General features: G+C 72.2%; 21 protein-coding genes and 1 pseudogene. 3 read left to right on the forward strand and 19 right to left on the reverse strand.

Features of this window, described 5'->3' with window-relative positions:
• Nucleotides 1-63: 63 nt before the first annotated feature.
• On the reverse strand, nucleotides 64-1,761 hold the full coding sequence (locus tag QNO09_RS25285) for a flavin monoamine oxidase family protein (RefSeq protein WP_283972535.1): 1,698 nt from the start codon (nucleotides 1,759-1,761) through the stop codon (nucleotides 64-66).
• 49 nt (nucleotides 1,762-1,810) lie between these two features.
• On the reverse strand, nucleotides 1,811-2,599 hold the full coding sequence (locus tag QNO09_RS25290) for a carbon-nitrogen hydrolase family protein (protein ID WP_283972536.1): 789 nt from the start codon (nucleotides 2,597-2,599) through the stop codon (nucleotides 1,811-1,813).
• Between the two features lie 299 nt (nucleotides 2,600-2,898).
• Here QNO09_RS25290 and QNO09_RS25295 point away from each other — a divergent pair, with 299 nt between their 5' ends.
• Nucleotides 2,899-3,435, forward strand: a complete 537-nt coding sequence (locus QNO09_RS25295) for a Repetin (RefSeq protein WP_283972537.1) — start codon at nucleotides 2,899-2,901, stop codon at nucleotides 3,433-3,435.
• Here QNO09_RS25295 and QNO09_RS25300 read toward each other — a convergent pair.
• The 7 genes from QNO09_RS25300 to rpe all read right to left on the reverse strand — a co-directional run bounded on the left by QNO09_RS25300 (nucleotide 3,404) and on the right by rpe (nucleotide 10,826).
• Nucleotides 3,404-4,600, reverse strand: coding sequence for an MFS transporter (locus tag QNO09_RS25300; RefSeq protein ID WP_283972538.1), 1,197 nt, complete (start codon nucleotides 4,598-4,600; stop codon nucleotides 3,404-3,406). The two genes, QNO09_RS25295 and QNO09_RS25300, sit on opposite strands and share 32 nt — an antisense overlap.
• A 136-nt stretch (nucleotides 4,601-4,736) precedes the next feature.
• On the reverse strand, nucleotides 4,737-5,189 hold the full coding sequence (locus QNO09_RS25305) for an Lrp/AsnC family transcriptional regulator (protein ID WP_053668336.1): 453 nt from the start codon (nucleotides 5,187-5,189) through the stop codon (nucleotides 4,737-4,739).
• Nucleotides 5,190-5,199: 10 nt separating this feature from the next.
• Nucleotides 5,200-6,669, reverse strand: a complete 1,470-nt coding sequence (locus QNO09_RS25310) for an amino acid permease (RefSeq protein ID WP_283972539.1) — start codon at nucleotides 6,667-6,669, stop codon at nucleotides 5,200-5,202.
• Nucleotides 6,670-7,090: 421 nt separating this feature from the next.
• Nucleotides 7,091-8,533, reverse strand: a complete 1,443-nt coding sequence (locus tag QNO09_RS25315) for a GuaB1 family IMP dehydrogenase-related protein (protein ID WP_283972540.1) — start codon at nucleotides 8,531-8,533, stop codon at nucleotides 7,091-7,093.
• 109 nt (nucleotides 8,534-8,642) lie between these two features.
• The gene (locus QNO09_RS25320; protein WP_283972541.1) at nucleotides 8,643-9,014 is read right to left on the reverse strand and encodes a barstar family protein; all 372 of its coding nucleotides are present in this window, start codon (nucleotides 9,012-9,014) and stop codon (nucleotides 8,643-8,645) included.
• Nucleotides 9,015-9,017: 3 nt separating this feature from the next.
• A complete protein-coding gene (locus tag QNO09_RS25325; protein ID WP_283972542.1) occupies nucleotides 9,018-10,061 on the reverse strand; it encodes a sugar-binding transcriptional regulator in 1,044 nt (347 codons plus the stop codon).
• A gap of 78 nt (nucleotides 10,062-10,139) precedes the next feature.
• Nucleotides 10,140-10,826, reverse strand: coding sequence for a ribulose-phosphate 3-epimerase (rpe, locus tag QNO09_RS25330; RefSeq protein ID WP_283972543.1), 687 nt, complete (start codon nucleotides 10,824-10,826; stop codon nucleotides 10,140-10,142).
• Nucleotides 10,827-10,965: 139 nt separating this feature from the next.
• Here rpe and QNO09_RS25335 point away from each other — a divergent pair.
• Nucleotides 10,966-11,158 (forward strand): annotated as a pseudogene (locus tag QNO09_RS25335) (hypothetical protein); the annotation flags it as partial.
• Between the two features lie 181 nt (nucleotides 11,159-11,339).
• On the opposite strand, the gene QNO09_RS25340 reads toward QNO09_RS25335, so the two are convergent.
• Together QNO09_RS25340 and fmt are read right to left on the reverse strand one after the other, a co-directional pair.
• A complete protein-coding gene (locus QNO09_RS25340) occupies nucleotides 11,340-12,767 on the reverse strand; it encodes an RsmB/NOP family class I SAM-dependent RNA methyltransferase (RefSeq protein ID WP_283972544.1) in 1,428 nt (475 codons plus the stop codon).
• Between the two features lie 114 nt (nucleotides 12,768-12,881).
• Nucleotides 12,882-13,814, reverse strand: coding sequence for a methionyl-tRNA formyltransferase (gene fmt / locus QNO09_RS25345; protein ID WP_283972545.1), 933 nt, complete (start codon nucleotides 13,812-13,814; stop codon nucleotides 12,882-12,884).
• A gap of 327 nt (nucleotides 13,815-14,141) precedes the next feature.
• Here fmt and QNO09_RS25350 point away from each other — a divergent pair, with 327 nt between their 5' ends.
• Nucleotides 14,142-14,684, forward strand: coding sequence for a hypothetical protein (locus QNO09_RS25350; RefSeq protein ID WP_283972546.1), 543 nt, complete (start codon nucleotides 14,142-14,144; stop codon nucleotides 14,682-14,684).
• Nucleotides 14,685-14,780: 96 nt separating this feature from the next.
• Here the strand turns inward: QNO09_RS25350 and QNO09_RS25355 are convergent, their stop codons facing one another.
• The 8 genes from QNO09_RS25355 to QNO09_RS25390 all read right to left on the reverse strand — a co-directional run bounded on the left by QNO09_RS25355 (nucleotide 14,781) and on the right by QNO09_RS25390 (nucleotide 23,362).
• Nucleotides 14,781-16,946 carry a primosomal protein N' gene (locus QNO09_RS25355; protein WP_283972547.1) on the reverse strand — a complete coding sequence of 722 codons (2,166 nt, stop codon included), beginning with the start codon at nucleotides 16,944-16,946 and terminating at the stop codon, nucleotides 14,781-14,783.
• Between the two features lie 112 nt (nucleotides 16,947-17,058).
• Nucleotides 17,059-18,267, reverse strand: a complete 1,209-nt coding sequence (metK, locus tag QNO09_RS25360; RefSeq protein ID WP_283972548.1) for a methionine adenosyltransferase — start codon at nucleotides 18,265-18,267, stop codon at nucleotides 17,059-17,061.
• A 235-nt stretch (nucleotides 18,268-18,502) separates the two neighbouring features.
• Entirely contained in the window at nucleotides 18,503-19,705 is a 1,203-nt protein-coding gene (gene coaBC / locus QNO09_RS25365) for a bifunctional phosphopantothenoylcysteine decarboxylase/phosphopantothenate--cysteine ligase CoaBC (RefSeq protein WP_283972549.1), read from the reverse strand.
• A gap of 114 nt (nucleotides 19,706-19,819) precedes the next feature.
• The gene (gene rpoZ, locus QNO09_RS25370) at nucleotides 19,820-20,092 is read right to left on the reverse strand and encodes a DNA-directed RNA polymerase subunit omega (protein ID WP_003988945.1); all 273 of its coding nucleotides are present in this window, start codon (nucleotides 20,090-20,092) and stop codon (nucleotides 19,820-19,822) included.
• Nucleotides 20,093-20,160: 68 nt separating this feature from the next.
• Nucleotides 20,161-20,754, reverse strand: coding sequence for a guanylate kinase (gmk, locus tag QNO09_RS25375; RefSeq protein WP_097215518.1), 594 nt, complete (start codon nucleotides 20,752-20,754; stop codon nucleotides 20,161-20,163).
• A 58-nt stretch (nucleotides 20,755-20,812) separates the two neighbouring features.
• Nucleotides 20,813-21,136, reverse strand: coding sequence for an integration host factor (locus QNO09_RS25380; protein ID WP_003977346.1), 324 nt, complete (start codon nucleotides 21,134-21,136; stop codon nucleotides 20,813-20,815).
• Nucleotides 21,137-21,413: 277 nt separating this feature from the next.
• On the reverse strand, nucleotides 21,414-22,259 hold the full coding sequence (gene pyrF, locus QNO09_RS25385) for an orotidine-5'-phosphate decarboxylase (RefSeq protein WP_283972550.1): 846 nt from the start codon (nucleotides 22,257-22,259) through the stop codon (nucleotides 21,414-21,416).
• Complete coding sequence (locus QNO09_RS25390; protein ID WP_283972551.1) at nucleotides 22,256-23,362, reverse strand: quinone-dependent dihydroorotate dehydrogenase; 1,107 nt, start codon at nucleotides 23,360-23,362, stop codon at nucleotides 22,256-22,258. The genes pyrF and QNO09_RS25390 overlap by 4 nt, the downstream gene beginning before the upstream one ends.
• Nucleotides 23,363-23,431: the final 69 nt, after the last annotated feature.

Genomic DNA, 23,431 nt, shown 5'->3' on the forward strand with positions numbered 1-23,431 from the left:
CCGACCCGAGCGTGGCCGGGCCCCGCGACGCCGGGATGAGGCACACGACGGGCCCTGGCCTGGCTAGTCCTCCGGCAGTTCGACGGGCGCGATCTCGTCGTAGACGTCGCCCGGGCCCGGGTTGGTCGGGTCGGTCGTGCCGCCGAGGTGGTGCATGACGCCCCACACCGCGTTGAGGGCGGTCTGGATCGCGCCCTCTGCCCAGCCGGCCGTCCAGGAGATGTCGTCGCCGGCGAGGAAGATGCCGCGCTTGTCCTCGGGCAGCCGGTCCTGCATGAAGTGCGTGAACAGGCGCCGCTGGTAGCGGTAGTGGCCGGGCAGGTTGGCCTTGAACGCGCCCATGAAGTAGGGCTCGTTCTCCCAGGAGACGGTCACCGGGTTGCCGATGATGTGCCGCCGGATGTCGACCTTGGGATAGATCTCGCCGAGCGACTTCAGCATGACCTCCATCCGCTCGTTCGCGGACAGCGGCAGCCACTTCAGGCTGTCGTCGCACCAGGTGTAGGAGAGGCAGATGACGGCGGGCTTGTCCGGGCCGTCGTCGAGCAGGTAGGTACCGCGCGTCATACGGTCGGTGAGCGTCATCGACATGACGTCCCTGCCGGTCTCCTCGTCCTTGTCCAGCCAGAAGGGACGGTCGACCGGCACGAAGAGCTTGGAGCTCTCCATGTAGTGGGTGCGCTCGATGGCGGTCCAGTGGTCGATCGGGAAGAGCGAGTCGTCGCAGGCGATCTTCGACAGCAGCATCCAGGACTGGGCGGTGAAGATCGCCGCCTGGAAGGTGCGGATGTCGCCGCGGGCGTCGGTCACCGTGATGCGGTTGCCGGCGGTGCGGTGCAGCCGGGTCACGGCCGGGAGGGGCTCGCCGCCCTCGTGCAGACGCGCGAGCGAGGTGCCGAGCGGCCAGTGGACGATCTTCTGCGGCTCGCGCTCCCACAGACGCAGCGGAAGCTGCTGGGAGCCGCCGACGATGCCGCGGTGGTGGTCGTCGGCCTCGGTGTAGACGACGCGCAGGATCTCCAGGATGGAGTTCGGGAAGTCGGTGTCCCAGCCGCCCGTGCCGAAGCCGACCTGGCCGAAGATCTCGCGGTGCCGGAAGGACTTGAACGCCTCGGAGTCGCAGAGGAAGCCGTAGAAGGTCTGGTTGTCGAGCTTCTCGACGAGCCGCGACCAGATCTCGCGGATGCGCGGCACGTCCCGCTCGCGCAGGGCCCGGTTCATGTCGGAGAAGTCGGCGCCCTCCTCCAGGCAGCGGTTCCATGCCTCGGCGACGTCCCGGTAGACCTGGGGCAGGTCGCCGATGGTCTCGGCGTAGTGCGACTCGCCCTTGAGGTCGACGACGGTCGAGGGGGTCGCCTCGCTGAGGGGGTTGGGGAACGGCCGCGTCTGCAGGCCGACGAGGTCGATGTAGTGCTGCAGGGCCGTGGAGGACGGCGGGAAGCGCATCGCGCCCATCTCGGCGGTGAGGGACTCGTCGCATCCGTCGAAGCCCACCGTGCGCAGCCGGCCGCCGATCTGGTCGGCCTCGTAGACGACCGGCTTGAGGCCCATCTTCATGAGCTCGTACGCGGCGACGATGCCGGACAGGCCGCCGCCGATGACCGCGACCTCCGTGCCGTGCCGCGTCGCGGGTATCTGCCCGAGGCCCGCCGGGTGGGCGAGGAAGTCGTCGTAGGCGTACGGGAAGTCCGGGCCGAACATGGTGATCGGCGGCTGCTGCGCGTCAGCGTGCTCGACGGCGTTGGGCACGGTGGACGTCATGGGGTGCGGACTCCTTGCACAGATGCGAACGGGCGGTTCAGGGGGGATGTCAGACGAGCGGGCCGTACAGGCCGGGCCGCCGGTCGCGCAGATACGGGTTGTTCGCGCGCGACGCGGCGAGGAAGGCCGGGTCGACGTCGGCGATCACGAGTTCCTCACCGCGTCCGGCGCGGGTGCGGGCGATCCCGTCGGGCCCGGCGAGCGTGGACAGCCCCACGAACTCGAACTCGCCCTCCCGGCCGGCCCGGTTGACGTAGGCGACGTACATCTGGTTCTCGAAGGCGCGCACCGGGATCATCGACTCGGCGACGAACTGGAACGGGTGCATCTGCGCGGTCGGGACGACCAGCAGGTCGGTGCCGGCGAGGGCGTGGGCGCGGACGTTCTCCGGGAACTCCACGTCGTAGCAGATCAGGATGCCGATCCGGAGGCCGTCGATCTCGGCCTGGACGACCGGCTCGTCGCCGGGCGTGAAGTGGTCGCGCTCGAAGCAGCCGAAGAGGTGCGTCTTGCGGTGGTTGGCGAGACGGGTGCCGTCGGCGGAGATCAGCTGGGCGGAGTTGAACACGGTGTCGCCGGCCCGCTCGGGGTAGCCGTAGGCGATCGCCAGGCCGTGGTTCGTCGCGATCTCGGCGATGCCGTCAGCGCAGTCGCCGTCGGCGGGCTCGGCGAGCCGGCCGATCTCGTCGCCGATCGCGTATCCGGTGAGGAACAGCTCGGAGGTGACCAGCAGTCCGGCGCCCGCGGCGGCGGCCCGGCCGGCGGCCTCGTCGAGGACCTTGAGGTTCTCGGCGGTGGAGCCGGGCCGGCCGGAGCTCTGGAGCAGGGCGGTGCGCATGCGTGTTCCTCACCGGGCGGAAGGGTGGTTGGAGGGGCCACGTAGACGGTACGGGCGGCTGACCAGGGCGGACAAGAAGGAGCCGTTGCGCGCCGGTGAACGGTTCGTTGCGTGCGCACGGGGCCGGGCGGCGATTCGTTGCGCGCCTCGGGTCGCACCCCTGCTCCTCCTGGGAGCGCAGCCGGGGGCGGTCTCCCCCGCCGTGCGGCGGAGGCGGGGTCCCGCCCCGAGTCCGATGTCCCCCGCACGGCGGGCCGGGACAGTGGGGACTGTCCACTCGACCTGCGGAAAGGGACGTCATGAAGCGCCGTACGAAGATCGTTGTGCTCGGCTCCGCGCTGCTGCTCACGGCCGGGGCGGCCTCGGCCGCGACCGCGTCGGACGCGCCTCGGCAGCGGGAGGCCGCAGCGCTCACCGGCACCGCCGAACTCCACCGCTCGGCAGGGGACGACATCACGTTCTCGTTCGACGCGCATCTGGCGGCGAGGGACACCGCCGACCCGACGAAGGCCACCGGCACCTTCGCGTTCAGCCACTATCTGAACGGCCGGGGCGCCCGGGCGAAGGCGAAGGTCGACTGCCTGGTGACGGGCGGCAAGGTGGCCGTCGTCTCCGGAGTCATCACCGAGTCCGACCTCCCGGGCGCCGAGGGCAAGCGGGTCGGTGTCACCGTCCACGACCTCGGCCGCCACGACCGGCTCGGTTACAGCTGGGCGTCCACCGGCAGCCCCGTGGAGACCAAGGAGCTGCCCAAGTGTGTGAGCTCCGCCCCCTTCGAGAAGGTCGAGAAGGGGACGGGCGACTTCACGGTCGTGCCGTGGCGGCCCGAGCTCTGACCAGCGCCAGGGCCGTCAGCAGGTAGGGAATCGCCAGTACCGCGAAGACGGTGCCGTGCGCCAGGTCCGTCCCGAGCAGCGCGTACACGCCGAACGTGGCGACCGTGGCCAGCTCGGTGCCCAGGCTCGCCACGGAGGTGAGGGTGGCCCGGCGGGACTCGTCGATGCGGTGCTGGAGGCGGGCGTCGGCGAGCACCTCGGCCAGTTGGAATCCCGCGAAGGCGAGGCTCACGAGGGCGACACCGGCCAGGGATCGGGCCATGGCTCCCGCCGCCAGGGCGAGGGCGGCACCGGCGAGCAGTAGCGCGAGCCCGGTCGTGCCGAGGCGTTCGGCCGGTCCGGTCAGCAGGCTGCCGAGGGTGACCCCCGCCCAGATCAGCATGATCAGGTAGGGCACCGTGGCCTCGGCGACGCCGAGGTCCCGGACCAGCAGGGGGGTGTACTCGTCGAGCGCGCCCCACACCGCGGCGACGGCCGGGATCAGCAGCAGGGCGCCGCGCACCGCACGGTCCCGGCGGACCTCGGCGAGTCCGGCGCGCAGGGTCGCCGGCCGGCTGTCGCCGGCACCCTCCGGCCGCACCCGGTGCTCCGGGAACCGGGTCGCGGTGAGGGAGGTCAGCACACAGGCCAGGACGCTCGCGGCGCCGACCGCCGCGTAGCCGCCCCGGGCGAAGACGGGCCCCGCGAGGCCGAGGGAGGCCACGGTGCCCAGCAGGCGCGCGGCCCGGGCGCGGCCCATGACCCGCGCGTACCGGCCGGCGGCGTCGAGCCGGTCCAGTTCGTCGTAGACCAGCGCTTCCAGCGCGCCGGAGCCGAGGGCCCCGCCCGCGCCCCACAGGACGAAGCCGGCCGCGAAGGCACCGTACGACGGGAGGGCCACCCACAGCGCGAAGCCCGCGGCGGTCAGCAGCGGGCCGATCCACAGCAGTCTGCGACGCGACACGGCGTCGGCCCAGGCGCCGGAGGGAACCTCCAGCACCATGCCGGTGACCGACCACAGGGCGAACAGGGAGGAGATCTGCCAGAGCGACATGCCGGTGTCGGCGAACAGCAGCGCGTACACCGGGTAGAGCAGGACGAAGTCGTCGAGGAACGCGTAGCCGTACAGCGTGGTCGTCAGCCGCCGGACACCGGTGGCGGGCACGCGGGCGGGTGAGAGTGTCATGAGGCCTTCCCGAGAAGACGGATCGGACGCCGGAGGTACGGCGGCCGAGGCGGTCCTCGGGAGGCACGGCTGGTGGATCAATGTCGCCGGGTCATGGCATCGATGCTAGGCCCGGCACGCGGATCGGGCCACGGGGTTACGTGGGCGACCCGGAGGAGAAGCGGCGCAGCAGCGGTGAGAGCACGAGTACGGACTTGGTCCGCTCGACGAACGGCTCCCCGGCGATCCGCTCCAGGACCCGTTCGAAGTGGCGCATGTCGGAGGCGAAGACCTGGGCGATCGCGTCCGCGTCCCCGGTGACGGTGGACGCGGCCACGACCTCCTGGTAGCGCTCCAGGCCCCGCTGGATGGTTTCCGGGGAGGTGTTCCCCCGGCAGTAGATCTCGACGAACCCCTCGGTCTCCCAGCCGAGGGCGCCCGGGTCCACCCGCACGGTGAAGCCGGTGATGGCCCCGGTGGCCCGGAGGCGGTCCACACGGCGCTTGACGGCGGGCGCGGACAGGCCGACGAGTTGGCCGATGTCGGCGTAGGAGCGGCGGGCGTCCTCGGCGAGGGCGTGCACGATGCGTTCGTCGAGATCGTTCAGCACAGTGGGTTGATCACTTCTCGGATGGCGCGAGTCGGGAACGGCGGTAGCCGTACACGAAGTAGAACACGAGCCCGGCGGCCATCCAGACACCGAAGACCACCCAGGTCACGGTCGACAGGCTGGCCATCATCCAGAGGCAGAAGGCGAAGCCCAGTGCGGGCAGGACCGGGGAGATCGGCACCCGGAAGGTGCGGGGCAGGTCCGGCTTGGTGCGGCGCAGCACCACGACGGCCACGTTGACGAGCGCGAAGGCGAACAGGGTGCCGATGCTGGTGGCGTCGGCGAGCTGCCCGAGGGGGATCGCGGCGGCCAGGACACCGCAGAACAGGGAGACGATCAGGGTGTTGGCGCGGGGCGAGCCGGTCTTCGGGTGGACCTTGGCGAACACCTTCGGCACGAGACCGTCGCGGGACATGGCGAACAGGATGCGGGTCTGGCCGTACAGCACGGTCAGCACCACGCTCGCGATGGCGACGACGGCGCAGAACGCCAGCAGCGTGCCCCAGAAGGTCTGCCCGGTGACCTCGCGCATGATCTGGGCGAGGGCGGCCTCGGAGTCGGTGAAGTTCCTCCAGGGCTTGGCGCCGACCGCGACGGCCGCCACGAGGACGTACAGCGCGGTGATGATGACCAGCGACAGCATGATCGCGCGGGGCAGGTCGCGCTGGGCGTTCTTGGCCTCCTCACCGGCGGTGGAGGCGGCGTCGAAGCCGATGTAGGAGAAGAACAGCGTGGCGCCGGCCGCGCTGACGCCGGCCATGCCGAGCGGCATGAAGTTCTCGTAGTTGCCGGAGCGGAAGCCCTGGACGCCGATGGCGCAGAACAGCACCAGCGCGGCGATCTTCACGACGACCATGACGGTGTTGGCGCGGGCCGACTCGCGGGCGCCGCCCAGCAGGAACGCCATGGCGAGCAGCACGACGATCAGCGCCGGGAGGTTGAACACGCCGCCGTCGCCGGGCGGGGCGGACAGGGCGTCCGGGATGGTGACGCCGATGGTCCCGTCGAGCAGTTCGTTGAGGTACTCGCCCCAGCCGACGGCGACGGCGGCGACCGACACGCCGTACTCCAGGACCAGGCACCAGCCGCACACCCAGGCGATCAGCTCACCCATCGTTGCGTACGCATACGAGTACGAGGAGCCCGCGACGGGGATGGTGCCCGCGAGTTCGGCGTAGGACAGCGCCGAGAACAGGGCGGTGAGGCCGGCGATGACGAAGGACAGCGTCACGGCCGGGCCCGCCTTGGGGACGGCCTCGCCGAGGACGACGAAGATGCCGGTGCCGAGGGTGGCACCGATGCTGATCATGGTCAGTTGCCACAGCCCGAGGGTGCGGCGCAGCGACCCTCCCTCGCCCTGCCCACCCTCCGCGACCAGGCGTTCCACGGGCTTGCGCCGCATGAGGCGCGCGCCGATGCCGGGGGGCGCGGAAGCGGCTGTCGGGCCTGGGTTCTGCGGGGGTGCGCCTTGGTCGAGCACGCGCTGGCTCCTTTTCGCTGCCGGTCAGAGCGGCAGGGACCGGGGACGCCCTTGAGCAGGGACCCACCGAGCGGGGTCCCCGCCACGCCACGTACGAGGCGACAGCCTATGAGCAACGACGTTGCTGTTGAAATGCAGCAACCTTGCGCATACCCGCAAGATCATTGCGTTCCGGCGGACTCGGTGGGTGTTCGTTGCGGGACGGCTGTCGAGTGTTGCACCGGGAGCCGTCGGAGCGCCTCGACCAGCGCTACGTACGGATCGGCCCGCCCCTGCCGCACGCCGGCGGAGTCCAGGTGGCCCGGCGGTCGACGATCGGCTGTCTCCACGCCTCGACGGCGGGGCCGGTGCACGCGAGACGGCCCCCGGCCTTCCCGCGGTGCGGGTCGGTGGGGGCCGTCCGAGAGGGCGTCGGGAGCCGTCAGCTCCAGCTGGCGTGCAGCGGCTTGCCCTCGGCGTAACCGGCGGCGCTCTGGATGCCGACGATGGCCTTCTCGGCGAACTCCTCCAGAGAACCGGCACCGGCGTAGGTGCAGGACGAGCGGACGCCCGCGATGATCGAGTCGATCAGGTCCTCGACGCCCGGGCGGGCCGGGTCGAGGAACATGCGGGAGGTGGAGATGCCCTCCTCGAACAGCGCCTTGCGGGCCCGGTCGTACGCCGACTCCTCGGAGGTGCGGTTGCGCACGGCACGGGCGGACGCCATGCCGAAGGACTCCTTGTAGGCGCGCCCCTGGGCGTCGTGCTGGAGGTCGCCCGGGGACTCGTAGGTGCCCGCGAACCAGGAGCCGACCATCACGTTGGACGCGCCGGCCGCGAGGGCCATGGCCACATCGCGCGGGTGGCGGACGCCGCCGTCGGCCCACACGTGCTTGCCGTACTTCTTCGCCTCGGCGGCGCACTCCAGGACGGCGGAGAACTGCGGCCGGCCCACGCCGGTCATCATGCGCGTGGTGCACATGGCGCCGGGGCCGACACCGACCTTGACGATGTCCGCGCCCGCCTCGATGAGGTCGCGCACGCCCGCGGCGGCGACCACGTTGCCCGCCACGATCGGCACCTGCGGGTCGAGGTCGCGCACCAGCTTCAGGGCGCTGATCACCGACTCCTGGTGCCCGTGCGCGGTGTCGATGACGAGCGCGTCGACCCCCGCGTCCAGCAGCTGCTGCGCCTTGCCCGCGACGTCGCCGTTGATGCCGACGGCGGCGGCGATGCGCAGCCGCCCCCGGGCGTCGGTGGCGGGCGTGTACAGGGTGGCGCGCAGGGCGCCCTTGCGGGTCAGGATGCCGGCGAGCGTGCCGTCCGGGTTGACCGCGGGGGCGTAGCGGCGGTTGGCGTGGTCGAGGGTGTTGAAGGCCTCGCCCGGGTCCTGGTCCGCGTCGATGAGCAGCAGGTCCCGGGACATGACCTCGGAGAGCTGGGTGAAGCGGTCGACGCCGGAGAGGTCGGAGTCGGTGACCACGCCGATGGGCTTGTGGTTCTCGTCGACGACGACACCGGCGTCGTGCGCCCGCTTCGGCAGCAGCCCCAGCGCGTCGGCGACGGTCTGGTGCGGGGACAGGATGATCGGGGTGTCCAGCACCAGATGGCGGCTCTTCACCCAGGAGACGACCTCGGTGACCACCTCGATCGGGATGTCCTGGGGTATCACCACGAGGCCGCCGCGACGGGCCACGGTCTCGGCCATACGGCGGCCGGCGATGGCGGTCATGTTGGCGACGACGAGCGGGATCGTGGTGCCCGTGCCGTCCGGGGAGCTGAGGTCGACGGCCTGCCGGGAGCCCACCGAGGAGCGGCTCGGCACCATGAAGACGTCGTCGTACGTCAGGTCGTACCCGGGCTGGATGTCATTGAGGAAACGCACGTGCTGCACATCCCAGTCGATCAGAGGTGACCCCCCGTACCGGTCGGCCAGGGGGAAAGAGCACGTACTTCATTCTCCCATGCCGGGCACCCCGACGACCCCCGGCAGATCATCCAGGCTGGTCAGGATGCCTCTCGGAGGATTCTCCAAGGCCGAGGGTCACGAACAGCCCCGGGCCCCGGTCCGTCGCCTCGGCGAAGATCTCCTCGGCGACCTGCCACTCGTCGGGTCGCGTCTCGGCGTAGGCCCGCCAGCCCCGCACGACGACCAGCAGCCCTCGCTCCCCGGCCTCCTCGGGCCAGAGGGCGGGGTCGGCCAGGCAGTCGGCGAGGGCGTCCCAGTCGCGTCCGGACCAGTCGGGCAGGGCGAGGTCACGGGCGCAGCGGTCCATGAGGCCCGCCTTGTCCGTGACCCCGTCGAGATCAAGGACGCGCACGATCCGGCCCCCCGGGTCGTGCCCTCCGTGCGTCCGACCGGTCACCCGTCAGACTCCGTCCGGGTCGGACCTGTTGAGCGCGGACTTGGGCGCCGGTCCGGCCGTCAACAGGTAGTCCGCGGCCGACGTGTCCGTCACCAGGCTGGTGACGAGCCCGGACCGCAGCACCGCGTCGATCGCGGGTCCCTTGCGCTGCCCGCCCGCGATCGCCACGACCTCGGGGATCCGGCGGAGCTGGTCGGCCTTGACGGTGATGCACCGCTCGCCCAGGTCCCGCCCGACCCGGCGGCCGTCGGCGTCGAAGAGGTGCGCGGACATCTCGGCGGCGACACCGAGGGAGGCGTAGTGCGCGCGCTCCTCGTCGCTGAGCATGTCGTGCACCGTGGAGATGCCCGGCTCCCAGGAACCGATGGAGACACAGGCGACGGTGACCTTGTCGAAGTGCTCGAAGGCCCGGGCGATGCCCGTCTGGTTGCGCAGTGCCGCGGCCGTGGCCGCGTCGGGCAGCAGCATGGGCGCGTAGATGGGGTGGGCGTCCCCTCCGGCCACCTGGGCGGCGCGGCGCACGGCTTCGACCGAGCCGCGCTCGGCGGTCCCGGCGTCGTACACGCCGGTCAGCTGCACCACCGTGCAGGGCGGCAGCCGGTCGAGCGCCGCCGCCATGTGGATGGTGGAGCGGCCCCAGGCCAGGCCCAGCACATCACCTTCGTCGACCAGTTCGCCGAGCAGGTCGGCGGCCACCTCTCCCAGGTTCTCGGGATCGGGCGACTCCTCGGCCTCGGCCGGGGACTCGACCACGACAGCGTGCCGCAGGCCGTAGCGGGCGCGGAGCGCGTCCGAGCGCTCGGCGTCCAGCTCGGCGGGCACACGGATCTCGATGCGGACGAGATCCCGTTCGAGGGCGGTCTCCAGGACCCGGGCCACCTTGAAGCGGCTGACGCCGAACTCCTCCGCGATCTGGATCTTGGACTTGCCCTCCAGGTAGAAGCGGCGGGCCATGGCCGCCGCCTGCACCAGCTCAGCGGGTCCCATCCGCATGGCTGACCGGCCCGCCGACATACCCGACACGGCGTTCTCCTCACTGCTGTTCACACTCTGGATTCGCCGTTCATCCTTGCAGATCCGGCGCGATCGATCAGCCCTGATGAGAGCCGTTCACTTTGCTGTGGCTCAGTGGTCGCAGGCCCACGAGGCCTTCGCCGTCGCCGCCTCCGCCTGTGTGCGTAGTGCACGTACCGCCTCGGCCGGGTCGTTTGCCCCGTAGACCGCCGATCCGGCCACGAAGACGTCGGCTCCGGCGTCCGCGCAGCGCTCGATTGTGGAAGCGGAAACTCCGCCGTCGACCTGGAGCCAGAGCTCCAGTCCGTGCTTGCTGATCAACTCGCGGGTGCGGCGGATCTTCGGAAGCATGATGTCGAGGAAGGCCTGCCCACCGAAGCCCGGTTCAACCGTCATGATCAGCAGCATGTCGAGCTCGGGGAGCAGGTCTTCGTACGGCTCGACGGGGGTCGCGGGCTTCAGCGCCATGGAGGCGCGGGCGCCCTTGGCGCGGATCTCCCGGGCGAGCCGGACGGGTGCGGCGGCGGCCTCGACATGGAAGGTGACGGAACCGGCCCCCGCCTCCACGTACTGGGGCGCCCAGCGATCGGGGGCCTCGATCATCAGGTGGCAGTCCAGCGGGGTGTCCGTCGCACGGGCGAGCGACTCCACGACCGGCACACCGAGCGTGAGGTTCGGGACGAAATGGTTGTCCATGACGTCGACGTGGAGCCAGTCGGCTCCTTCCACGGCCTTCGCCTCGTCCGCGAGGCGGGCGAAGTCGGCGGAGAGGATGCTGGGGTTGATCTGCGCGGCCATGTCCTAAGACTGCCATGCCCCTCGGGGGTTGTGGGCATCGGTCCCGGTTGGCCAGGGTGGGGCGTCGGCTGCGGACCGCTGGTCGCCTGTCGCGCGGGTCCCCACGCCCTCGCGGGGCGCTTTCGCGCAGGGGGTCGGCGTGGGACACGGTGTCGCACACCTCGTCTGCGGGCGGCGGGCCACGTGGCTGGTCCTGGGCCTGTGGTGGTCGTGCTCTTCGCGCCGCCCCGTTCGCCCTGAAGCCGACCGACGCGCAGGACGACGATGCGGCGTCCTGGCTGCCGGGGTCCGCGGAGTCGACGCGGGTGCTGCAGATCTCCGACCGGTCGCGGTGGTCTGCGCGCTGTTCACCGCCCAGGCGCTGATCCACCTGCCGGCCGAGCACGGCGGTCTGACGGTCAACGGCCAGAGCGCCGGCATCCTCGCGGTGCTGGTCCCTTCGGAGCGGGGACGGGCTACGGCCGGCGCGCCAGGGCGGCGGCGCGCCGGAGGAGGCAACGGTGGGAGCGGGCGTCAGCCGGTCCGGCGAAGAAGCGCCAGGTACATCGCGTCGGTCCCGTGCAGATGCGGCCACAGCTGCACGTCGGGTCCGTCGCCCAGGTCCGGTACGCCGGGCAGCAGCGGCCGGGCGTCGACGAGGTCCGTGTGCGGGTGTTGTTTGAGCACGTCGGCGACGACGGCCCGGCTCTCGGCGAGGTGCGGCGAACAGGTCGCGTAACCCACGACGCCGCCGACCCGCACCGACTCCAGGGCGGTGCGCAGCAGCCCGCGCTGCAGCGGCGCGAAGCCCTCCAGATCCTCCGGACGGCGCCGCCAGCGCGCCTCGGGACGGCGGCGCAGGGCACCGAGGCCGGTGCACGGCACATCGACCAGCACCCGGTCGAAGCTGCCGGGCCGCCACGCCGGACGCGTCCCGTCCGCGGCGATCACCTGATACGGACCGGGGTTGCCGTCCAGCGCCTTCGCCACGAGGCCGGCCCGATGGGTCTGCTTCTCGGAGGCGACGAGCAGGGCACCCCGCTCGGCGGCCAGCGCGCCGAGCAGCGCCGCCTTGCCACCGGGCCCCGCGCACCCGTCCAGCCAGCGCCGGTCGGGCCCGTCCAGGGGCGCGTTGGCAAGGGCGATCGCCACGAGCTGGCTGCCCTCGTCCTGCACACCGGCCCGCCCGTCCCGCACGGCCGCGATGGCACCCGGCTCCCCGCCCTCGGTCAGCCGCACCGCGTACGGCGACCAGTGCCCCCGCACCGCGGCGTCCTCGTCGAGCAGTTCCTCGGTGGTGGCCCGCCCGGGCCGCGCCACCAAGGTCACCTCGGGCCGCTCGTTGTCGGCGCGCAGCAGCTCCTCGACGCCGGTCCTGCCGCCGCCCAGGGAGTCCCACAGCGCGGACACGACCCACCTGGGGTGCGAGTGGACGACGGCGAGATGGTCCTCGGGGTCCTCGTCGTACGGAGGCGCGACCTTCTCCAGCCAGCCCTCCAGATCGTGCTGCGCGACCTTCCGCAGCACGGCGTTGACGAACTTGGCCCGTCCGTCGCCGAGCACGACCCGCGCGAGTTCGACGGTTGCGGACACGGCCGCGTGCGTCGGGATCCGGGTGCCGAGCAACTGGTGCGCGCCGAGGCTGAGCACGTCCAGCACCGGCGGGTCGACCTCTCTGAGCGGCCGGTCCACGCAGGTCCCCAGGACCGCGTCGTACGTCCCCTGCCACCGCAGCGTCCCGTACACCAGCTCGGTGGCGAGCGCCGCGTCCCGGGCGTCGAACGAGTCGGGGCCCTCCTTCTCGCGCGCCTTGCGCAGCAGGGGCGGGAGAACGAGGTTGGCGTAGGCGTCCCGCTCGTCCACGGCCCTGAGCGCCTCGAAGGCGAGGATGCGGACGGGGTCCTTCTTGGGCCGGCGGTAGGGCTTGCCTGACGTGCGGGCTCGACGGGGCTGTTCGCTCACGAAAAAGGTGCTCCGGGTGTGAGAAGAAGTGCGCCGTCCAGCCTACGCCGCCGGGAGCAGCGGGGAACCGGCGGCGGGGCATCGCGCCGCCGTGCGGCCCCGCCCGGGCGGATGTCAGCCGCCGAGCCGCTCGCCCTCGCCGATACGCACCCCGCGCGCCCAGTCCGCCGCCCGCATCGGCTTCTTGCCCTGCGCCTGCACCCACAGCAGCTCGACGCCGTAGGAGCCGGTGCCGACGTACACGTTGTTCTTCCCGGCGGCGATCTGCCCCGGGGCGAGGTCCGTCCGGTCGGGCACGGGGGCGGCCTGGATGAGCTTGAGCCGCTCGCCGCGGAACGTGGTCCAGGCGCCGGGAGCCGGGGTGCAGCCGCGCACCATCCGGTCCACGCGCAGCGCGGGCGCGCTCCAGTCGAGGTGCGCGTCCTCGACGTTGACCTTCGGGGCGAGGCTGATCCCGTCGGCCGGCTGCGGTACGGCCTTCAGTGAGCCGTCCTCGATGCCGTCCATGGTCGCCGCGAGCAGCCCGGCACCGGCGAACGCCAGCCGGGTCAGCAGATCCCCGCTGGTGTCGGTGGGCCGGATCTCCTCGGTCACCGTGCCGTACACCGGCCCGGAGTCGAGCCCTTCCTCGATCAGGAAGGTCGACGCCCCGGTGATCTCGTCGCCGGCCATGATGGCGTGCTGCACGGGCGCGGCTCCACGCCAGGCCGGCAGCAGGGAGAAGTGCAGGTTGACCCAGCCGTGCACGGGCACGTCGAGGGCGACCCGGGGCAGCAGCGCTCCGTAGGCGACGACGGGGCAGCAGTCCGGCCCGATCTCCCGCAGCCGCTCCAGGAACTCGGGGTCCTTCGGCTTCGCGGGCTTCAGCACCTCGATCCCGGCCTCCTCCGCCCGCTCGGCGACGGGCGACGCGACGAGCCGGCGTCCGCGTCCGGCCGGCGCGTCGGGCCGCGTGACGACGGCGGCCACCTCGTGCCGCCCGGAGGCGAGCAGAGCGTCCAGAGCGGGAACGGCGACCTCGGGTGTACCGGCGAAGACGAGCTTCATGGGGTGGTGGGGGCCTCTCGGGCGGGGGTCGATGACGGGCAGCACACAAGTCTATGAGCCGTGGGACGCAACGCCGCCGACGGCGCTCGGCCCTCGCGGGAGAGCCGGGCCTCTCGGTCGCACGGTCGCGGGCGGCGCGCGGGTGGACGACCCCGTCGAGGGCCGAAGGCCGAGGCGCACACCCCGCGCAAACGGGCGCACGCATATGCCCCCGCGCCCCCACACCGTGACCCGCGGAGCGAATCCGCGTTGGTCAAGACAGAGTTGACCACAACGGGCCGCGATCGCGGCCCAATTCCTTTCAACGCCGGTTCGAGAGGCTTGTTCATGGCCGACCACGCAACCCACGACGCCCAGGCTCGGGCCAGCCTGCACTTGCTGGTGCGGGACATCGAGCGGGTCCGCCGGCAGGTGGACGCGCTGCGCACACTCACCGCCCAGTTGGGCAACGTCTACCGCCCGCGCCGCTCAGGTCCCTCCACGGGCTTCGTCGTCTACGGACGCGCCCCCGCCCCGACGGTACGTCTCGCCCAGGAGCTGCGGGACAGCGTCGAGACCCTGGTCACGGCGGCCGTGGACTTCGATCGCTCACTCGGCTTCTCGTGGGACGCGGTGGGTTCCGCGCTCGGAGTCACCAAGCAGGCGGTCCACCGCCGTTACGGCGCCCGCCGGGCCACGGCCCAGGCGGCGCCCGAGCCGGAGCGCACCCCGGAGCCGTCGGGCAGCCGCTCGGTCAATGTGACCACCGGCCTGCCCACGGTTCCGACCGTCCCGGCGGCCCGCTCCATGCCCACGCAGCCCACGGCCGGCAGTCCCGCGCTCCGCGAAGAGGTGAGGCCGACGGCCTTTCCCGGCCCGCGCAACGGCTGACCCACCCCCTGCCCTGCCCTCCCGGAACGCCTCCGGGAGGGCAGTCGCGTATCCGGCCGACGCCCACCCGGACGTCCCTCATCCCCGGGCCGCGGCTCACCCGATGTCAGCCGGATCGACCCGTACCCAGACCCCCGGCCCCGTCCCGGCGCCACCACCGCTCCCCCGAGCCATCCGCGCAGCCTGCGCCGCCTTGAGCGCGGCGGCCAGCGCGGCCCCCCTCCCCGGCGGCACCCGCAGCAGCGCGCGCTCCCACTGCTCCCCGGGCGGGGGCGCGCCCGCCCGCCGCGGCCGCCCCGCGGCCGGAACGGGCAGCGGCACCGGACCCAGCACCTCCGCCTCGGGCGGCAGCTCGGCCGTACGAAGGAAGTCGGCCACCGCCTGAGGCGGGCCCGACACCGCGGCCATCCGCGACACCGGCGGAAACCCCAGCTCGGCCCGCTCGGCGAGTTCCCGCACCGCGTGACCGACGGGGTCCCAGCGCACCAGCGCCTGCACGGGCCGCAGCGTCGGCTCGGCCACGACCACCACCGTGCCACCGGCCGACTGCGGCCGGACCAGGGACGCCGCCGCGATCCACCGCCGCAGCGCGTCCTCCCCGGCCCGCAGGTCGGGCCGCCCGAGCATGGCCCAGCCGTCCAGCAGCAGCGCCGCCGCGTACCCGCCCTCGGCGACGGGCTCGGCCCCCGGCGTGCTCACGACCAGCGCCGGCGCCCCCGGGACGGTGTCGAGCACGTGCTCCCGCCCCGAGGTGCGTACCGGCACGGCGGGGAAGGCCCGCCCGAGCTCCTCGGCGGTCCGCCGCGCCCCGACGACCGAGGCCCGCAGCCGGAAGGAACCGCACTCCGGGCAGTGCCAGCCGCTCTCGCCGCGTCCGCACCACCCGCAGTCCAGGGCACCGCCGTCCGGCGCCTCCAACGGCCCGGAGCAGTGCCCGCAGCGCGCGGGCGCCCGGCAGTCGGCACACGCCATGCGCGGCACGTACCCCCGGCGAGGCACCTGCACCAGCACCGGGCCGTGCCGAAGGCCGTCCCTGACGGCCTGCCACGCGAGGGAGGGCAGCCGGGCGGCCCGGGCGGCCTCGTCCCGGGCGAGGTCCTGGTCCCCGACGGTCCGGACGAGCGGCGCGGCCCCGCGCACCTGGTCCCGGCCGGCGACGACCGGGCGTGCCCAGCCGCTCTCGACGAGTTGCGCGGCCTCCACCGTGCAGCTCCAGCTGCCCAGCAGGAAGCCGCACCCGTCCTGGGCGGCCCGCAGCAGGAGCACCTCGCGGGCGTGCGGCTGCGGGGCGTGCTGCTCGCTGTGGCTGTCGTCGCCGTCGTCCCACAGAGCGACCAGGCCGAGGTCCTGGACCGGCGCGAACATCGCGGCCCGGGTCCCGATCACGGCCCGGACGGAACCGCGCCGCACCGCGAGCCACTGCGCGTAGCGCTTCTCGGGTCCGGCGTCGGCGGTGAGTACCGCGTGCCGCCCCTCCCCCAGCAGGGAGGTCAGGGCGGCGTCGACCCGCGCGACGGCCCGCCCGTCGGGCAGGACGGCGAGCGCCCCGCGCCCGGAGGCCAGCGTCGCGGCGACGGCCCGGGCCAGCTCCTCGCTCCACTGCGGCCCGGGCAGCGCGTTCCACACGGCCCGGGGTGCTCCGCCGGAGGCCAGCGACTCCAGGAAGGCCGCCCCCCGCTCGTAGCGCTGCCAGGAGCCCGGCTCGGGCACCGGGGGCGGTGGCAGCGGGTCGGGTGAGGGCCGCTGCTCGGCTCGTGCGTTGCGCGGCGGTACGGCGAGTTGCAGGACGTCGGCGAGGCTGCCCGCGTACCGGTCGGCGACCGCCCGGGCCAGCCCCAGCAACTCCTCGCTCAGCACCGGCTCGGGCGACACGACCTGGGCGAGGGCGGCCAGCGGTCCGGCGTAGTCGGACTCGGCCAGCCGCTCGACGAGGAATCCGTCGATGAGGCCACCGCCCTCGCGACGGCCCTCCCGCACCCGGTGCCGTCCGGCCCCGAACCGCACGCGCACGCGGACGCCCGGCCGGGCGTCCGCGTCCAGCTCCTCTGGCACGGCGTAGTCGAAGTACCGGTCGAGATGGAGCACGCCCTTGTCGACGAGGACGCGCGCGACGGGGAGCTCCTTGGCGAGGGCTGCCCCCCGCCAGGTGCGCGGCTTGGCCCGGGGGGTCTTGGCGTTGCGCACACTGTCCCGGATGAGCGCGAGCTGTTCGGGCGGCGCACCCTCGGCCCCGCCGCCCGCGTGTTCGTTCTCGCTGCTCACGCTTGCATTCTTACCAAACACCACTGACACGCGGCGGTGCCCGGGAGGAGAGCCCCGCCCCCGGACACGGCAAAGCCCGGCCCTCGAGGGGCCGGGCCTCGGATGCCGGGACCTACAGACCCGCGGCCTCGCGGAGCGCGTCCACGCGGTCCGTCCGCTCCCACGTGAAGTCGGGGAGCTCGCGGCCGAAGTGGCCGTACGCGGCGGTCTGGGAGTAGATCGGTCGGAGCAGGTCGAGGTCGCGGATGATGGCGGCCGGGCGGAGGTCGAAGACCTCGTCGATCGCCTTCTCGATCCTCTCCGTCTCGACCTTGGCGGTGCCGAAGGTCTCGACGAACAGACCGACCGGCTCGGCCTTGCCGATCGCGTACGCGACCTGGACCTCGCAGCGGGTGGCGAGACCGGCGGCGACCACGTTCTTGGCGACCCAGCGCATCGCGTACGCCGCGGAGCGGTCGACCTTGGACGGGTCCTTGCCCGAGAAGGCACCGCCGCCGTGACGGGCCATGCCGCCGTAGGTGTCGATGATGATCTTGCGCCCGGTCAGGCCGGCGTCACCCATCGGGCCGCCGATCTCGAAACGGCCGGTGGGGTTGACCAGGAGACGGTAGTTCTCCGTGTCCAGCTTGATGCCCTCGTCCAGGAGCGCCTTCAGCTCCGGCTCGACCACGAACTCCTTGATGTCCGGGGCCAGCAGCGAGTCCAGGTCGATGTCCGAGGCGTGCTGCGAGGAGACCACGACGGTGTCCAGACAGACCGCCTTGTCGCCGTCGTACTCGATGGTGACCTGCGTCTTGCCGTCCGGGCGCAGGTAGGGGATCGTGCCGTTCTTGCGCACGTCGGACAGGCGCTTCGACAGGCGGTGGGCCAGGAAGATCGGCAGCGGCATCAGCGTCGGCGTCTCGTCCGTCGCGTAGCCGAACATCAGGCCCTGGTCGCCCGCGCCCTGCTTGTCGAGCTCGTCGTCGTCGCCCTCGACACGCGTCTCGTACGCCGTGTCCACACCCTGGGCGATGTCCGGGGACTGCGCGCCGATCGACACCGACACGCCGCAGGAGGCGCCGTCGAAGCCCTTCTTGCTGGAGTCGTAGCCGATTTCGAGGATCTTGCTCCGGACCAGCGTCGCGATGTCCGCGTACGTCTTGGTCGTGACCTCGCCGGCCACGTGCACCAGGCCGGTCGTGATCAGGGTCTCGACGGCGACCCGGGAGGACGGGTCCTCGCGCAGAAGCGCGTCGAGAATGGTGTCGCTGATCTGGTCAGCGATCTTGTCGGGGTGACCCTCGGTCACGGACTCCGAGGTGAACAGGCGACGGGACACAACGCTCCCTGGGGTTGCAGCGGCTGCTGGCTGATCATTGGCGGACGGCGGGGGCTGCACCCGGCGCCGTCCGTGGAACAGTTTACGGGTCACACTTCGGCCACGGTCCCCCTGTCTCGCCACTCGGGAGTGCTGTGACCTGCGGCACGGGCATTCTGCCCAATGCCGAGCGGCGTTGGCCAGAGGCGCCACGCCCGGATCCAGCCGCTTTCGAGGGGTGCGCGGCGCCCTGACTTCAGCACAGGCGCTCGGCGACCAGGTCCCACACCGTATCGGCCAGGGCTTCCTTGGGGCCGTACGGCACCGCCGTCTCACTGCCGTCCGCGCCGAGCACGACGGCCTCGTTCTCCTCGGAACCGAAGGTCTTGCGCTCCCCCACCTCATTCACGACGAGCAGGTCGCAGCCCTTGCGCTTGAGTTTGGCGCGGCCGTTGGCGAGGACGTCGTCCGTCTCCGCGGCGAAGCCGACGATCACCTGTCCGGCGCGGGCCCGTTCGGCGGAGATCTCCGCGAGCACGTCCGGATTGCGCACCAGGGTGATCGGCTCCGGCTCCCGGCCGTCCTTCTTCTTGATCTTCCCCGCCGCGTACGCCGCCGGGCGGAAGTCGGCGACCGCGGCCGCCATCACCACGGCGTCGGCCTCGGGGGCGGCCCGCAGCACCGCCTCGCGCAGCTGCACGGCGGTGCCGACCGGGACGACGTCGACGCCCGCCGGGGCCGGCAGGGTGCTGTTGGCCGCGATCAGCGTGACACGGGCGCCGCGGGCCGCGGCGGTGCGGGCGAGGGCGTAGCCCTGCTTGCCGGAGGAGCGGTTGCCGAGGAAGCGGACGGGGTCCAGGGGCTCGCGGGTGCCGCCCGCGCTGACGACGACGTGCCGGCCCCTGAGGTCGGGCTCGGCGATGCCCCGGGCCAGCACCCGGCGGCACACCTCGAAGATCTCGCCCGGGTCGGGCAGCCGGCCCTTGCCGGTGTCGACGCCCGTCAGACGGCCCACGGCCGGCTCGATGACGAGGGCACCGCGGCGGCGCAGCGTCGCCACGTTCTCCTGGGTGGCCGGGTGCTCCCACATCTCCGTGTGCATGGCGGGGGCGAAGACGACCGGGCAGCGGGCGGTGAGGAGCGTGTTGGTGAGGAGGTCGTCGGCGAGGCCGTGGGCCGCCTTGGCGAGCATGTCGGCGGTGGCGGGGGCGACGACGACGAGGTCCGCGTGCTGCCCGATGCGGACGTGCGGGACCTCGTGCACGTCGTCCCACACGTCGGTGGAGACCGGGTTGCCGGAGAGCGCGGCCCAGGTGGCGGCGCCGACGAAGTGCAGCGCGGAGGCGGTGGGCACCACCCGCACGTCGTGGCCCGACTCCGTCAGCCGCCGCAACAGCTCACAGGCCTTGTAGGCGGCGATGCCCCCGCTGACCCCCAGAACGACCTTCGGCTTGTCCACGTCTCTCCCCGGACCTCGGCAACCGGCACACCGTACGCCTCCATGACACACCACAGGCCCGGCAGTCGGCCTGCCGGGCCTGTGGACAAGTCAGCGTGAAGCTGTAAATCCTATTTACTGCGCCGGGCCCTCGACGGCCTCGGACGTCAGGAGCCCCGCGTTGATCTCGCGGAGGGCGATCGAGAGCGGCTTCTCGTGGACGTGCGTGTCGACGAGGGGACCGACGTACTCGAGGAGACCCTCGCCGAGCTGCGAGTAGTACGCGTTGATCTGGCGGGCACGCTTGGCCGCGTAGATCACGAGGCTGTACTTCGAGTCGGTGGCCTCGAGGAGCTCGTCGATCGGCGGGTTGATGATGCCCTCGGGCGCGGAGATGGAAGAGGACACGCTCTACCTTCCGATGGATGGGAAAGAATTTGTCGCGTTGATCGGCCGGCCGGAACGATCGGCGATGGTCACACGACGTCCATCAAGGCTAGCAGCTCACGAGCGACGTCCTCGACGGAGGTGTTGACCAGGGTGGTGTCGAACTCCGGCTCGGCCGCGAGTTCGATCTTCGCCGCCTCGAGCCGGCGCTCGATCACCTCGGGCGGCTCGGTGCCCCGCCCGGTGAGTCTGCGCACGAGCTCCTCCCAGGAGGGAGGAGCCAGGAACACCAGCTGGGCCTCGGGCATCGACTCCCGGACCAGGCGAGCGCCCTGCAGGTCGATCTCCAGGAGGACGGGCTCGCCGTTCTCCAGGCGCTCCTGCACGGCCGCACGCGGCGTGCCGTAGCGGTTGCCGGCGAACTCCGCCCACTCCAGCAGCTCCCCGTTGGCGATCAGCTTGTCCATCTCGTCGTCGGAGACGAAGAAGTAGTGGACTCCGTGCTGCTCGCCGGGGCGCGGCTTGCGGGTCGTCGCCGACACCGAGAGCCAGACTTCGGGGTGTTCCTTGCGCATATGGGCGACGACCGTGCTCTTGCCGACCCCGGAGGGGCCGGAGAGCACGGTCAGCCGCGGACGTACGTCCGGGGGTACGGGGGTCGTCCCCCGGGGTGTTGCAGCCATGCAGCGATTATCCAGCAATCCCGGAGTGCCCGGGACTCGCTTCCCCGGACTGCCGGGTTCAGGAGCCGGTGCTGCCGAACTCGCGCTCCAGGGAGGCGATCTGGTTGGAACCGAGACCACGCACGCGGCGGCTCTCGGAGATGCCGAGTCGCTCCATGATCTGCTTGGCGCGGACCTTGCCCACGCCGGGCAGCGACTCGAGGAGGGCGGAGACCTTCATCTTGCCGATGACGTCGTTCTCCTGGCCCTGCTTGATGACCTCGTGAAGGGAGGCGCCGGAGTGCTTGAGTCGATTCTTGACCTCGGCCCGCTCCCGGCGAGCCGCGGCGGCCTTTTCGAGCGCGGCTGCGCGCTGTTCAGGGGTAAGGGGCGGAAGAGCCACGCCTACGTCACCTCGGATGTCGAACTGTCGGATACGGACCGGTGAGGAACCTAGTCGCCCCACACCTGGGGAGCCACGAGCAACACACGCTTGCCCGTCCTCTCGTCGGAGACTAGCGGGCAAGTCCGCCAGAGTCAGCGAGAACAGCGGAAAAGTCCTGGTCAGCCTTCATCTGAACGGACATTTAGGACATACTGCCCTGGATTTGAGGATGTATTCAGATTCAAGCGCGCCGCGGACGGGTCATCGGAGGTCTCCCGACAAGGTCTGGACCGCCTCACGAGGACGTCACGGCGTGACGGATCTCCTCCGCGAAGCGGTCGGCGGCGTCACGCAGAGCGACCGCGTCGGGACCGTGGCGTAGCACTCCCCGGCTGACGTTCGGCACGACGTTGCGCACGGCCGCGCCGAAGACCCCGGGGAGGTCGGCCGGCGTGGCCCCCTGGGCACCGATGCCGGGCGCGAGGAGCGGGCCGTTGATGTCCAGGTCGTACGTCGAGAGGTCACCGAGGGTGGCGCCGACGACCGCGCCGAAGGAGCCCAGCGGTTCCTCGCCGGCGTTCTCGGCGGCCAGGTGCGCGAGCATCGTCGCTCCCACGTTCCGGCCGTCGGAGCGCACCGCGTGCTGGACCTCGCCGCCCTCCGGGTTGGAGGTGAGCGCCAGTACGAACAGTCCGGCGCCGCTCTCCCGGGCCAGTGCGACGGCCGGGCCCAGCGAGCCGTAGCCGAGGTAGGGCGAGACGGTGAGCGCGTCGGAGAACAGCGGGGCGTCCTTGTACAGAAAGGACTCGGCGTAGGCGGCCATGGTGGAGCCGATGTCCCCGCGCTTGGCGTCCATCACGACCAGCGCGCCCGCCGCCCGGGCCTCGGCGACGGACTTCTCCAGGACGGCGACACCGCGCGAGCCGAAGCGCTCGAAGAACGCGCTCTGCGGCTTGAGCACGGCGACCCGGTCGGCCACCGCCTCGACGACCGTGCGGCTGAACCGCTCCAGACCGGCCACGTCGTCGTTCAGACCCCACTCGGCGAGCAGGGAGGCGTGCGGGTCGATGCCGACGCACAGCGGGCCGCGCTCGTCCATGGCCCGGCGCAGACGGGCGCCGAAGGGTTCCAGACCACTCATGCCGTCTTCCTCACGTCGGCGCCCACCGCGTCGGCGAGCGTGGCGTAGGGGCTCGTGGCCAGGCGAGCGGCGAGCCCCTTGTGGATCGCGCGGCCCCAGAAGGGCCCCTCGTAGATGAAGGCGCTGTAGCCCTGGACCAGGGTGGCACCGGCCAGGATGCGCTGCCAGGCGTCCTCGGCGTTCTCGATGCCGCCGACGCCCACCAGGGTGATCCGGTCCCCCACGCGCGCGTAGAGGCGGCGCAGGACCTCCAGGGAGCGTTCCTTCAGGGGCGCCCCGGACAGGCCGCCGGTCTCCTTGACCAGGGAGGGGTTCGACTTCAGGCCGAGTCCCTCGCGCGCGATGGTGGTGTTGGTGGCGATGATGCCGTCCAGCCCGAGTTCCACCGCGAGGTCGGCGACGGCGTCGACGTCCTCGTCCGCGAGGTCCGGCGCGATCTTCACCAGGAGCGGGACGCACCGTGCGGACACCGCGCGGTCCGCGGCCTCGCGAACGGCGCTCAGCAGGGGGCGCAGCGCCTCCGTCGCCTGGAGGTCGCGCAGACCGGGCGTGTTCGGGGAGGAGACGTTGACGACCAGGTAGTCGGCGTAGGGGGCCAGCCGCTCGGCGGACTTCACGTAGTCCGCGACGGCCTCCTTTTCCGGTACGGCCTTGGTCTTGCCGATGTTGACGCCCACGACCGGCTTGAAGACGGGCGTACGGGAGGCCAGGCGGGCGGCGACACGGAGCGAGCCGTCGTTGTTGAAACCCATCCGGTTGATCAGCGCCCGGTCCCCGACCAGGCGGAACAGCCGCTGCTTGGGGTTGCCGGGCTGTGGTTCGCCGGTGACCGTGCCGATCTCGACGTGGTCGAAGCCGAGCATGGCCATGCCGTCGATGCCGACGGCGTTCTTGTCGAAGCCCGCCGCGAGCCCGAAGGGGCCGTGCATGCGCAGGCCGAGGGCCTCGGTGCGCAGCTCCTTGTACCGGGGCGCGAGGGCGGCGGCGAGGAAGGTGCGCAGCACGGGGATGCGGGCGGCCAGGCGGATCCAGCGGAAGGCGAGGTGGTGCGCCTGCTCCGGGTCCAGCCGCTTGAAGACGAGACGGAAGAAGATCTTGTACATGGTGTCCTCACGAGGACATGGCGTCCTCACGAAGAGGGGGACACCGTTTCCGGTGTCCCCCTCGGGGCT

Origin of the sequence: Streptomyces sp. 378 (assembly GCF_030124145.1) — a bacterium.
GTDB lineage: Bacteria > Actinomycetota > Actinomycetes > Streptomycetales > Streptomycetaceae > Streptomyces.

Excerpts from the sequence above, each read along its gene's own strand:
- pyrF (WP_283972550.1), bottom strand. The coding sequence starts at position 22,259 with ATGAGTGGTCTGGAACCCTTCGGCGCCCGTCTGCGCCGGGCCATGGAC.
- QNO09_RS25290 (WP_283972536.1), bottom strand. The coding sequence starts at position 2,599 with ATGCGCACCGCCCTGCTCCAGAGCTCCGGCCGGCCCGGCTCCACCGCC.
- rpe (WP_283972543.1), bottom strand. The coding sequence starts at position 10,826 with ATGGCCGCGCAGATCAACCCCAGCATCCTCTCCGCCGACTTCGCCCGC.
- QNO09_RS25350 (WP_283972546.1), top strand. The coding sequence starts at position 14,142 with ATGGCCGACCACGCAACCCACGACGCCCAGGCTCGGGCCAGCCTGCAC.
- QNO09_RS25300 (WP_283972538.1), bottom strand. The coding sequence starts at position 4,600 with ATGACACTCTCACCCGCCCGCGTGCCCGCCACCGGTGTCCGGCGGCTG.
- fmt (WP_283972545.1), bottom strand. The coding sequence starts at position 13,814 with ATGAAGCTCGTCTTCGCCGGTACACCCGAGGTCGCCGTTCCCGCTCTG.
- QNO09_RS25390 (WP_283972551.1), bottom strand. The coding sequence starts at position 23,362 with ATGTACAAGATCTTCTTCCGTCTCGTCTTCAAGCGGCTGGACCCGGAG.
- QNO09_RS25295 (WP_283972537.1), top strand. The coding sequence starts at position 2,899 with ATGAAGCGCCGTACGAAGATCGTTGTGCTCGGCTCCGCGCTGCTGCTC.
- QNO09_RS25285 (WP_283972535.1), bottom strand. The coding sequence starts at position 1,761 with ATGACGTCCACCGTGCCCAACGCCGTCGAGCACGCTGACGCGCAGCAG.
- gmk (WP_097215518.1), bottom strand. The coding sequence starts at position 20,754 with ATGGCTGCAACACCCCGGGGGACGACCCCCGTACCCCCGGACGTACGT.